3 protein-coding genes are annotated in these 13,009 nt (G+C 65.0%); all 3 read right to left on the reverse strand.

The window, feature by feature from the left end; all coding sequences use genetic code 11:
* Positions 1 to 15 precede the first annotated feature (15 nt).
* Entirely contained in the window at positions 16 to 1,119 is a 1,104-nt protein-coding gene (mnmH, locus tag BBF94_RS12785) for a tRNA 2-selenouridine(34) synthase MnmH (RefSeq protein ID WP_065259386.1), read from the reverse strand.
* Complete coding sequence (gene selD / locus BBF94_RS12790) at positions 1,119 to 2,153, reverse strand: selenide, water dikinase SelD (protein ID WP_065259387.1); 1,035 nt, start codon at positions 2,151 to 2,153, stop codon at positions 1,119 to 1,121. Before selD ends, mnmH begins: the two co-directional genes overlap by 1 nt.
* Positions 2,154 to 2,251: 98 nt before the next feature.
* The gene (locus BBF94_RS12795; protein WP_065259388.1) at positions 2,252 to 12,778 is read right to left on the reverse strand and encodes an autotransporter-associated beta strand repeat-containing protein; all 10,527 of its coding nucleotides are present in this window, start codon (positions 12,776 to 12,778) and stop codon (positions 2,252 to 2,254) included.
* Between the last annotated feature and the right edge of the window lie 231 nt (positions 12,779 to 13,009).

Genomic DNA, 13,009 nt, shown 5'->3' on the forward strand with positions numbered 1-13,009 from the left:
TGCCGGGCTCCTGTCTCAGCGTTTGCGATTCAACCGCTCACGCAGATACTCGGCCACTGCCTCGCGCTCCCCGGCAAACTCGATCCGCGCGCCCTTCTTCTCGCGCTGAAACACGTACATCGGGTCGTAATACTCACGCAGCAGGCCTTCGATCCAGCCCCGGTGCAAGTCCACCGAACCGCTGCGCCCCTGTTCCGCCAGGGCGTCTTCCATCAACGACAGCATCCGCCGGTGGCGCTCGCCGCCCAGACGCTTCTGCACATTGTTCAGGCTCTCGAGCAAGCGTTGAGAGAACAGCTCGAAACCCCGCTCGCCATGCACCGCCGAAAACTCGGCCGACAGATCCACCACGTAATCACCAAGGATGCGCTGCACCCGCTCTTCAAAACTGTCTTCCAGCCAGACCATCGGGTAGTGCTGCATGCCCTGATACAACGGCAGCGGCAGCGCGCAACTGCCCACCACCCGGCTTTCGTCTTCGAGCACGAACTGGCCGATGCCGGCATCGCGCTTCTTGAGGATGTCGATGGCCAGGCGATTCTCGAAGTCGATGTTCGACGGCTGGCCGGTGGCGCGCTTGCCGAAACTGGAACCGCGATGGTTGGCGTGGCCTTCCAGATCCAGGCTGTTGCGCAACTGCACCAGCAGTTCGGTCTTGCCGGTGCCGGTCATGCCGCCCAGCAGCACGAAATCACACTCGGTCACCGCCTGTTCGAGGGTGTCGATCAGGAAGGTACGCAGGGCCTTGTAACCGCCACCGATGCGCGGATAGTCGATCCCGGCCTCGCTCCTGAGCCACTGCTGGGTGATCTGCGAGCGCAAGCCACCCCGGAAACAATAGAGATAACCGTCGGGATGGGCCCGGGCGAATTCGGCCCAGGCCTCGATGCGTTCGGCCTTCACCGTGCCGGACACCAGACGGTGGCCCAGTTCGATGGCGGCCTGTTGGCCATGCTGCTTGTAGCAGGTGCCGATCTTTTGTCGTTCGAGGTCATTCATCAACGGCAGGTTGACCGCCCCGGGGAACGCACCCTTGTGAAACTCGACCGGCGCACGGGCATCCATCAGCGGCCGGTCGTTGAGGAAAATGTCGCGGTAATCGGTGCAGTCGCGGAGCATCAAATCACCTCGACTGCGTGGGTCTGTCGCTCGACCAGTTCGCCGATCGGCGACAGCTCCAGGCCCAGCTCGGCGGCCACGGCGAGAAATTCGGCGTTGCCCTCCGGCGTCACGGCCACCAGCAGACCGCCACTGGTCTGCGGATCGCACAGCACCCTTTTGTGCAGCTCCTGCAAGCGCCCGAGCTTGCTCGAATAACTGTCGAAATTGCGCAAGGTGCCACCGGGTACGCAACCCTGATCGAGGTAGTACTCGACGCTGTCCAGACGCGGCACACGGTCATAGGCGATGCGTGCGGTGAGGTGGCTGCCGTCGGCCATTTCCACCAGATGCCCGAGCAGGCCGAAACCGGTGACGTCGGTCATCGCGGTGACGCCGGCCAACTTGCCGAAACGGCTGCCGGGCTTGTTCAGCGTGCACATCCAGTCCCGGGCCACACCGATGTCGGCGTTACGCAGCTTGCCCTTCTTTTCTGCGGTGGTGAGGATGCCGATGCCCAGCGGTTTGGTCAGGTACAGCAGGCACCCGGCAGTGGCGGTGTCGTTGCGCTTCATGAAGCGTTTTTCCACCAGCCCGGTGACGGCCAGACCGAAGATCGGCTCCGGTGCGTCGATCGAATGGCCGCCGGCCAGGGGAATGCCCGCCGCATCGCACACTGCCCGCCCGCCGCGAATCACTTCACGCGCCACTTCCGGTGCCAGCACGTTCACCGGCCAGCCGAGAATGGCGATGGCCATCAGCGGATCGCCGCCCATGGCGTAGATATCGCTGATGGCGTTGGTCGCCGCGATGCGGCCGAAGTCGAACGGATCATCGACAATCGGCATGAAGAAGTCAGTGGTCGACACCACACCGCGTTCGGCATCGATTTCATACACCGCCGCGTCGTCGCGCGAAGCGTTGCCGACCCACAGTTTCGGATCGAGATTCTGTGCGCCGCTGCCGGCAAGGATTACTTCCAGCACCTGCGGCGAAATCTTGCAGCCGCAACCGGCGCCGTGGCTGTATTGGGTCAGACGGATGGGCTCGCTCATGGGGCAACCTCTGGCTGGGAATGGGGCGGATTCTAGCAGAGGGGAATGCCGGGCAAAAAAAACCGCCCTTGCGGGCGGTCAAAGTGCTTCGACCACGATCAGAAGCTCTGGCTGAAGCTGATGGTCATTGCGCTGTCGTTGTTGTCGCTGGACACCTGGCCCGAATAGCCGATGCCGAGCTTGCCGGTCGGGCTGATCTGGAAGTCCACACCGGCTTCGAGCAGTGCGCTGTCCTTGGCAATCGGCACGCCCTGGGTGCTGAACGATGCGCCGCCGTCGATGAAGGTCAGGTCAGCGTCAGGCTTGGTATCGCCGTAGGCATGCCGCCAGCCGATGGCTGCCCGTGGCGTGAGCTGGCTGCCGTTGGCCAGGGTCACCAGCTTGCCGATGCGCACACCGAGGGTCGAGTAGGTGATGTCCTGATCGGCATCGCCCTTCAAACGTCCCACTCCACCTTTTTCCTTGGCGGTGTCGCTGTCGTAGTTGACGTAGGCCAGGCCGGCGAACGGCTCGATGGCTACGCCCGCCGCATTGATGGCATACCCCACTTCACCGAACACCTGTGCACTGCGGGCATCGTAGTCAGCCTTCAGACGATCGTTGTAGCTGCCGACGTTGACGTCGCGTTTGGTCTCGATGCTGTGCCAGCTGTAGGCCGCGCCGAGGCGCACGGCCAGGGCATCGAACTGCGAACTCAGATAAGCGGCCAGGTGATAGCTGTCGACCTTGGCATCGGAGTTGCGGTCATGGGCGTTGAGGTTGCCACGGGTGTAGCCCGCTGCCAGACCGGCACGCCATTGATCGTCGAGCTGCTTGTCGGTGCCGAGCATGAAACCGCCGAGGCTGCGATCGACTTTCGCCGTGTTGCTGTCGCCGCCCATGTCGCCCCAGGCGCCGATGGCACGGGCCCAGCCGACCATTTCACCGTGGCAGCCGTTGCTGCTCAGTTGCGTATCGCTCGGGGCCAGTGTCCGACGTGGGTCGTCCGACGCGCTGCAAGTCGGTTGACGCATACGATCATTGACCGCTTCACGCACGAAGCGCGAATCCTCCAGCACCGCACTGGCGGTGCTGGCATGGATCTCCCCGGACAGGCTGTCGAAAGCGTGACGCGCACCGGCCACGCTGAGGTTGACGATCTCGTTCTGCAACGCCGCGCCCGCCGGACCGTTGCGCATCAACGCCGAGGCGGTGTTGCGCTGGTTGCGGGTGGCGGCGACGTCGGCGAACGAGTTGCCGTTGCGGCTGACCACCAGGCTCACCGCGTCAGGGCTGTACACCAGCGACGTGTCGAGGAATGCGTACTGCGGCAGATCGGCTGCGCTGAACGTACCGTTCACTCCGCCACCGGCCGTGATCAGCGAATACACGGTGTTGCCGGTGAACGGCGCCAGGCTGTTCACTTGCAGGCCACCGCCCAGCGTTGCCGTACCGCCGACAGCCAGAGGCGTAGCGGTTGGCGAACTGACGGTCAGGGCCAGCACACCGTCGGCTGCGTTGGTCAGGTTGCCGGCCACGCTCAGGGTCCCGTCACCGCCACCGGAAGCCACCACACCGTGGTTGACCACCGAACCGACACTGCCGTTACCGCTCAGGGCCGCACCATTGGCCACGTTCACTTGCCCGCCCAGGGAAGCCCGCGCTGCCCGGCTGCCGACTTGCAGCACACCTTGGTCCACCGACACGGTGCCGCTGAACGGTTGGTCGCCGGTCAACAGCAACCGCGCCGCGCCACGTTTGGCCAGGGCGCCAACGCCGCTGAGACGCCCGTTGAACTGGCCGTCGGTGTTCTGTTGGAACACCAGCGAAGCGTTGTCGGTAATGTTGCCTTGCAGGCTGGTGGTGTTACCGATCAGCGTACCGCCACTGACGGTGGTGCCGCCGCTGTAAGTGTTGGCTGCCGTGAGCACCAAAGTGCCGGAATCGAGTTTCTCGATGCCGCCGGTGCCAATCAGAGGCACGTCGATTTGCGTGGTGGCACCGGCATTGACGCGGATCGGCGCCGGAGTGCCGCCAGGTCCGTTGACCGGGGTCAGCGTGCCGCCACCGCCCGGCACCAGGCTGTAACCGTTGGCGAGGAATTGCAGCCCCGTGAAGTTCTGATTGCCTTGCACGGTCACCGTACCGCCCTGCCCGCCAAACACCGCGAACTGCCCGTTGGAGCCCAGCGCCTGAGTGCCGGTCGGGTCGGTCCAGTTGGTGCCCGGGCCCCACACGCCACTGCCGCCGCCGATGCTGCCGTCCGGGTTGGTCTTGCCGCCGTTCCAGAACTGCACTTCGCCCGGTGTGTTCTGTACCAGCAGGTTGACCTGATTGGCCAGCGCGGTTTGCAGGGTCAGATTGGCGGCCGAGACCGGCAGGCTGCCGTAGACCAGACCGTTGTCGGTCAGCGTGCCGCCGTAGCTGAACAGTTGATAGACGCCGGTGCCGAAGCCGCCGGCGTTAGTGATGTTCAGCGTGCCGTCAAGGGTCAGGTTGCCGGCAACGTTGACCACGGTCGTGGAGCTGGCGGCCGAGCCGAGGGTGAAGTCCAGATTTGTCCCCGAAGACAGTGCCAGGGAGCCGACCGACAACGGCGTCGCGCTGCCGCCACCCAGCAGGGTCGCACCGCTGGCCAGTTGTACAGCCCCACCGAACTGGCCGCTTCCGCCGATCTTCGCGCCGCTGGCGACATTGACGCTGGCACTGTCGAGCACGCCATTGACGTTCAGCGAACCGGCCTGAACCGAGGTGTTGCCGGTGAAGGTGTTGTTGCCGGTCAGCAGCAAGGCGCCGGTACCGGTTTTGGTCAGGCTGCCGGCGCCGGTCAGATTGCCGGTGTAGCTGCCGTCACTGTTCTGCTCGAAGGTCAGCGCGGCGTTGTTGACGATGGCGCCTTGCAGGCTGCTGGTGTCACCACGGGTGCTGCCGCCGTTGAGCGTGGTGCCGCCGCTGTAGGTGTTGGCGCCACCGAGCAGCAGGTCGCCGCTGCCGTTTTTCACCAGACTGCCGCTGCCGGTGATCGCGCCGATCAACGTGGTGTTCTGGTTGCCGGCCAGGGTCAGTTGCGCACCCAGGTTGATGGCGTTGGCCAGTTGCAATGCGGAGGTGCTGTCGAGAGTACCGTTGCCCAGCACACTCAGAGCGCCACTGCTGATTGCACTGTTGTTGCCCAGCACCAGCGTACCGCCGGCAAGCTGGGTGCCGCCGCTGTAGGTGTTGCTGGCGTTGAGGGTCAGGCTTGCCGGGCCGGTCTTGATCAGGCTGCCGCTGCCGCTGACCACCCCGCCGAGTGTCAGTGCGTTGGAACCGGCAACGGTGAGGCCGCCGTTGAGCACTACATCGTTGGCGAGGCTGACGGCGGTGTTGCTGTCCAGCGCCGTGCCGTTGGCGGCGGTCAACACACCGGTGCCGAGGGCTGCGTTGTTGCCGACCACAATTTTGCCGCCATTGAGCGCGGTGCCGCCGGTATAGCCGTTGGCGGCATTGAGCACCAGGGTGCCGGTGTCGTATTTGCCCAGCGTGCCGGCGCCGTTGAGCGCGACACCAATGGTCGCCGTCGCGTTCGGATCGACCCGCACGGTGGCGTTGCCCAGCGAACCGTTGACCAGGTTCAGCGAACCCGCCGTACCGTTCTGCAGGCTGTAGCCGTCGGTGACGAACTGCATGCCGGTGATGGTTTGCGCGCCATTGACCGTCACTGTGCCGGCCGTGCCCTGGAACACTGCAAAGTTGTTGGTCCAGGCCTGGTTGGTGGTGCCGTTGACGTCGGTCCAGTTGGTGGTCCCGGTGCCCCAGGTGCCGCTGCCGCCATCCACCGAACCGTTGGCGACGAGCTGGTTGCCGTCCCAGAACTGCACGGTGACACCCGGTGCGGTGACCAACAGGTTGATCTGATTGGCCAGTGCGGTTTGCAGGGTCAGGTCGCCCGGCGTGACGCTGCCTGGTACGGTACCGATCAGCATGCCGTTGTCGGTCAGGCCGCCGGTGTAGTTGATCAAGCGATATACGCCGCTGCCGAAACCACCGATGTCGCTGACGTTGAGGGTACCGTCGAGCGTCAGGTTGCCACCGACATTGACCAGTGCATTGCCGCCACCGGAGACCGGTGCGCCGAGGCCGACATCGAAGTTGGAGTTGGCATTGAACACCAGCGAGTTCACCGATAGCGTGCTGCCTGTGGCACCGGCCAGATGACCGCCGTCCGCCACGGTCACCGCCCCGCCGAGGGAGCCGCCGCCGGTCAGAGTGCCGCCGCTGTTGACCAGCACACTGGCGCTGTCCAGCGAGCCGTTGACGCTCAGGGTCCCGGCGTTGACCGTGGTGTTGCCGGTCAGGCTGTTGAGGCCGGTCAATGTCAGGGTGCCGGTGCCGAGTTTGTTCAGTTCGCCAGTGCCGGTGAGCACGCCGCCAAAAAGGCTGCTGGCGTTGTTGCCACCGATGCTCAGGGTGTTGCCGCCGCCGATCAGCGCCGTACCGCTGCCGGTCAGGCTGGCGAGGCTGCCGGAGCCGCCGAGGTTCAGCGTTGCGGCATTGCCGAGATTGACCCCGGCGTTGCTGCCCAGCGCCGAGTTGCCCAGGGTGGTAAGGCTGCCGGCCTGTACATCGAAGGTGCCGCTGAAGGTGTTGTTGCCGGTCAGCGTCAGGTCAGCCAGACCGTTCTTGGTCAGGGTGCCTGCCCCGGCGATCACGCCGCCCAGGGTCAGGTTGTTGTTGCCCGCAACGCTGAGGTTGGCATTGACGTTGAGGTTGTTGGCCAGCACCAGCGGCGCCGTGGTGTCGAGAGTCGACGCGCCCGCTACGGTCACCGCACCGGAGCCCAGGCCCGCCGAGGTGCCGAGGGTCACGGTGCCGGCGTTCAGCGTGGTGCCACCGCTGTAGGTGTTGATGCCGTTGAGGGTCAGGTTGGAGGCGCCATTCTTGATCAGTGCCCCGTTGCCGCTGATTACGCCGCCGAGGGTCACGTTGCTGTTGCCGGTGTTGGTGAGGTTGGCGTTGAGCACCACGTTGTTACCCAGCGACACCGGGGTGTTGCTGTTCAGCGACGACGCGCCGGCCACGGTCAGGTTGCCCAGACCGAGGGCCCCATTGCTGCCGGCGGTCAGGGTGCCGGCATTGAGGGTGATGCCGCCGAGGAAGTTGTTGGCACCGCTCAGGATCAGGTTGGCTGCGCCGTTCTTGGTCAGGCTGCCGGCGCCGTTGATCGCTCCGCTGAGTGTCAGATCGTTGCTGCCGACCACGCCGAGGTTGCCTGCCAGGTTGATCGCGTTGCCCGCACTGACAGCCGCGCCGGCATCCAGGGTGGTGCCGTTCGCCGCGTTCAGGGTGGCCGAGCCCAGCGCCGCGTTCGACGCCAGGATCAGACCGCCCGCATTCAGTGCCACCGGGCCGAGGAAAGCGTTGTTGCCACCGAGGGTCAGGCTCGCCGCACCGTTCTTGATCAAACCGCCAGTGCCGGAAATGACACCGTTGAGGGTCAGGGCGTTGCTGCCGAGCACGGTGAGATTGCCGTTCAGCGTGGCGGCGTTGGCCAGGGTCACGGCGGTGTTGCTGTCCAGTTGCGTGCCGGCGTTGGCGATCAGCGCACCGCTGCCCAGCGCGGTATTGCTGCCGACCACCAGCGTGCCTCCGTCCAGCTGTGTGCCGCCGGTGTAGCTGTTGGCGCCATTGAGTACGAGGGTACCGCTGTCGAGCTTGTTGAGAATCCCGCTGCCGTCAATGTTCACGCCGATCGTGGCAGTCACGCCCGGATCGACCCGCATCGCGGTGGTGCCACCGCTGCCGTTGACCGCAGTCAGCAGACCCGCAGAGCCATTCACCACGTTGTAACCATCGGTAAGGAACTGCATGCCGGTGAACAGTTGCGTGCCGTTGACCGACACCGTGCCCGCCGTGCCCTGGAACACCGCAAAGTCACCGGCCCAGGTCTGGTTGAGCGTGCCGTTGACGTTGGTCCAGTTGGTGTTGACGGCATCCCATGTTCCGCTGCCGCCATCGACCGTACCGTTCGGGATCGTCTGGCTGCCGTCCCAGAAGCGAATATTGGCGTTCGGCGCAGACACCAACAGGTTGATCTGGTTACCGACCGAGGTCTGCACCACCAGATCGCCCAGGCCATAACCCACAGGCACACCGGCCACGGTCAGGCCATTGTCGGTCAGTGCCCCCGTGTAGTTGAACAAGCGATAGACACCGACACCGAACCCGCCGGCATCGGTGACGTTGAGATTGCCGCCGAGTGTCAGGTTGCCGCCGATGTTCATCAGCGAGGTGGTCGATGGCGTGGCGAGGCTCGCGTCGACGTTGCTGTTGGCGGCGAGTACCAGCAATGCCGCCGACAAGGTGTTGCCCGAAGACAACGCCAGATGGCCGCCATTATTGATGGTCATCGCGCCCAGGGCCGAGCCGCTGCCCGTCAGAGTGCCGCCATTGTTGACGTTGACCTGGGCACTGGCCAGCGAACCACTGAGATTCAGCGTACCGCCATTGACGTTGGTGTTGCCGGTGATGCCGTTGGTACCGGTGAGGTTCAGTGTGCCGGTGCCGACTTTGGTCAGGCCGCCGCCACCACCGAGATCACCGTCAAAAGTACTGGTGCTGCTCACACCGCCCACGGTCAGGGTATTGCCGCCACCGATCTGCACGCTGCCGCTGCCGCTCAATGCATTCAGGCTGGCATTGCTGCCGAGGTTCAGACTCGCGCCGGCACTGATGCTGGCGCCGGAGGTATTGCCGAGTGCGCCGCTGGTCAAAGTGCTGACGCTGCCGGAGAGGATGTTCAGCGCACCGGTGAAGGTGTTGGTGCCGCTGAGCGTCAGATCATCCAGGCCGCTTTTGACCAGGTTGCCGGCACCGTCGATCACCCCGCTGAGGTTCAGAGCGTTGTTGCCGGCCACGGTCAGGTCGGCATTGAGCGTGATGTTGTTGCCGACGCTGAGCGGACTGCTGTTATCCAGCGTCGCTGCACCACCGACGGTCAGCCCGCCACTGCCCAAGGCACCGGCCGAGCCCAGTGTCAGCGTGCCCGCATTGAGTGTGGTGCCGCCGCCAAAGGTGTTGCTGCCATTGAGTGTCAGGTTGGCCGCGCCGTTCTTGATTAACTGGCCGGCGCCGCTGACGACGCCGCCGAGGGTCAGGTTCTGGGTACCGCCGACACTGAGCGCGGCGTTAAGCACGACCGCGTTGGCCAGGCTGGCCAGCGAGGAACTGCTGTCGAGCGTTGCGGCACCGCCGACGGTCAAGGCCCCCGTGCCCAGCGCCGAGCTGTTGCCGACAGTCACGCTACCGGCGTTCAGGGTGGTGCCGCCAATGTAGGTATTGGTGCCGTTCAGATTCAGGTTGGCCGCACCGTTTTTCACCAGACTGCCGGCCCCGGCGACGGTGCCCGTGAGGGTCAGGTCGGCGCTACCACCGACATTCAGCGCGCCGGCAAGGTTGACCTGGTTGCCCAGGCTGACGGCGGCGTTGGTGTCCAGCGTAGTGCCGGCGGCCGCATTCAGCGCACCACTGCCCAGCGCGGTGTTGCTGCCGACGATCAGTTTGCCGACGTTCAACGCGGTGTTGCCGAAGTAGGTGTTGGCGCCGTTGAGGACCAGATCGGCCGGACCGTTTTTGATCAGGCCACCGACACCGGCGACGACACCGTTGAGCGTCAGGGCATTGCTGCCGCCGAGGGTCACGTTGCCGCCGAGGTTGACGTTGTTGGCCAGGCTTGTCGCGGTGCTGGCATCCAGCGTGGTACCGGCTGACGCATTGAGTACACCAGTGCCCAGCGCGGTGTTGGAGCCCACGCTCAGGGTCCCGGCATTCAACGCCGTATTGCCGGTGTAGGTGTTGTTGCCGGTCAGGCTCAGCGTCGAGGCGCCGGTCTTGATCAGGTTGCTGCCGCCACTGATGACGCCGCCGAGGGTCAGCGGGTTGGCGCCCCCGGCGGTGAGGTTGGCGTTGAGGGCAATCGCATTGTTCAGCGTGACGTTGGCGCTGCTGTTGAGCGAACCGCCCGAGCCGCCCACGGTCAGCGTGCCGGTGCCGAGAGCCGCCGCGTTGCCGACGGTCAGGCTGCCGGCGTTGAGCGCCGTGCCGCCGGTGAAGGTGTTGACGCCATTGAGAGTCAGGTTGGCGGTGCCGTTCTTGATCAATTGACTGGCGCCGCTGATGACGCCGCCCAGGGTCAGGCCGTTGCTGCCGCCGATGCTCAGGTTGCCGTTGAGCGCAACGTCGTTGCCCAGGCTGACGGCGGTGCTGCTGTCCAGGGTCGCGGCGCCGGCGACGGTCAGGCTGCCGCTGCCCAGTGCGCCGGCATTGCCGACAGTCAGGGTGCCGGCATTCAACGTGGTGCCGCCGAGGAAGGTGTTGGCGCCGCTGAGAATCAGGTTGGCCGCGCCGTTCTTGGTCAGCCCGCCGTTGCCGCTGACCACGCCGCCCAGGGTCAGGTTGGCGTTGCCGGCGATGTTGAGGTTGCCGCCGAGCGCGACGGCGTTACCCAGCGCCACGGTGGTGCTGGCATCAAGCGTGGTGCCCGCCGCCGTGTTCAGTGCGCCAGTGCCCAGCGCGGTGTTGGAACCGACAATCAGCGTCCCGGCATTCAGCGCCGTACCGCCGGAGAAGGTGTTGTTGCCGCTGAGGGTCAGGTTTGCGGTGCCGTTCTTGATCAGGTTGCCGGCACCGCTGATGACCCCGCTCAGGCCCAGTGCCTGTGTTCCGCCGATGGTCAGGTCCGCCGCCAGCGCCACCGCATTGGCCAGGGTCACCGCCGTGGTCGCATCCAGCGTGGTACCCGCCGCCGCATTCAGCGCGCCGGTGCCCAGGGCGGTGTTGCTGCCGACCAGCAAGGTGCCGCCGTTGAGCGCGGTGGTGCCGCTGTTGGTGTTGTTGCCGGTCAGGGTCAGGCTGGCCGTGCCGCTCTTGGTAATCGCCCCGGTGCCGGAGAGAATGCCGGACAGGGTCAGGGCGTTGCCACCGAGTACGTTCAACGCACCGGTGATGCCGATGTTGTTGCCCAACGTCACGTTGGCGGTACTGTCCAGGCTGGTGCCGGCGGCGGTGTTGAGCACCCCGGTGCCCAGCGCGTTGTTGTTGCCGACGCGCAAAGTGCCGGCACTCAGGGTTGTGGTGCCGCTGTAACCGGTGTTGGCGCCGCTGAGCGTCAGACTGCCGCTGCCGGTCTTGGTCAGGCCGCTGGCGCCGCTGATCAGCCCGCCCAGGGTCAGGGCTCCGGTGCCGGTTGCCGTCAATGTGCTGTTGAGGGTGATCGCGTTGTTCAACGAAATCGGGCCCGAGGCCGAAATGCTCGAAGCGCCGCCCACGGTAATGCCGCCGGTACTGAGGGCCTGGTTGTTACCCACCTGCACCACGCCGCCATTGAGCACGGTACTGCCGGTGTAGGTGTTGACCCCGTTGAGGTTGAGCTGGCCGCTGCCGATCTTGGTCAAACCGCCGCTGCCGGACAGCACGCCGCTGAGCGTGGTGGGGTTGGTCCCCTGCACCGTCAGGCCGCCGGCACCGAGCGAGATCAGGTTGCTGATGTTCAGTCCGGCATTGCTGGCCTGCAGGATGCCGCCATTGGAGGTCAATACACCGCTGCCGAACGCGCCATTGTCATTGAACAGCGCGACACCGCCATTGAGGGTTGTCGCCCCGCTGACCAAGGGTCCCTGCAGGGTCCAGGTGCCGCTGTTGAGGGTCAGGTTGTTGAAATTGACATAGGTGGCGCTGGACGCCGTGCCCGTACCCGTGGTGCCGCCGCCGACACCGATGGGGTTTTGCAGAATCAGGGTATTGGTGCCACCCGCGCCGCCATCGATCGTGCCGGTCGGGGCGAAGGTCAGGTTGATACCGATCAGGCCACCGAGGCCGACGGTGACTTGCACGCCGTCGCCGACGTTTACGCTCGAACCGGTGATCGCGTAGAACGTGTTGGTGCTGCCCGCCCCCATCGACACGCTGCCGGTGATGTTACCGGCGTTGGTGAAGGTATTGCCCGCCGCCGATGTCTCGAAGGCCACCCGGCCGTTGATCGTGCCGGTGCTGCTGTTGGTCATGACGACCTGTGAACCGCCATACACACCGACCACCGGCGTATCGGCCAGGGTGATCCCGCCCACCGACAGACCGGTCGAGGTGATCGTCCCGTTGTTGGTGATGGTGGTGGTGCCGGCCGCCGCATTGTTGACCCCTATCCCCAGGCCATCGATGCTGGTCAGGTTGAGGCCGAGCAGCATGCCGGTGCCGCGGATGATGCCGCTGGCGTTGTTGAGCACGCTGACCGTGCTGGAGGCGCCCGTTCCGATGAACGCGCCGCCGCTGAGCACGGACACCAGGCCCAGCAACGCAGGGTCGATGGTCCCGGAGTTGTTCAGGCTGATGTTGACGCCCGTCAGATTGAGCACCTTGCCACCGAGCGTCGCGTTCATCTGCGCGCCCGAGTTGACATTGACCGTCAGGCCGTTGCTGGCACTGCTGAAGTCATTGAGAAACAGCGGCAGACTCGGCACCCCGGTGCAGGTCACCGTCGATCCGGCAGTGGAACAGGTTGCAAGCGCCGGTGCACTGACGCCGCCGAACAGAAATCCGGCAACGCTCAGATGCACAGCAAGGGAAAGTGGGGAAAAACGCGAAACGAGGGCGACACCAGACCTTGCTTCCACGGGTTACTCCTTTCGTGGCCGATTTCTTCCTTGAGGGCGTGCAACGGCGGCAAGCTCCAACACGCGTATCAAGCGTATGACGGTCATCAGATAAACCGTCTGTTCCAGACACACGCTAGTAGATGCCCCGCGATGGGGCATTGATTAAATAGTGTTAATACTTTTGGGCGATAAGGCTCTGCGGCGATACTTCCAGCCGTTCTGAGCAAGGGTTTGACGTGTTTCAGACAC

Source organism: Pseudomonas bananamidigenes (genome assembly GCF_001679645.1).
Taxonomy (GTDB): Bacteria; Pseudomonadota; Gammaproteobacteria; order Pseudomonadales; family Pseudomonadaceae; genus Aquipseudomonas; species Aquipseudomonas bananamidigenes.

What these genes read in the sequence shown, in the direction of transcription:
- mnmH (WP_065259386.1), bottom strand. Translation starts at nt 1,119, where the DNA reads ATGCTCCGCGACTGCACCGATTACCGCGACATTTTCCTCAACGACCGG.
- selD (WP_065259387.1), bottom strand. Translation starts at nt 2,153, where the DNA reads ATGAGCGAGCCCATCCGTCTGACCCAATACAGCCACGGCGCCGGTTGC.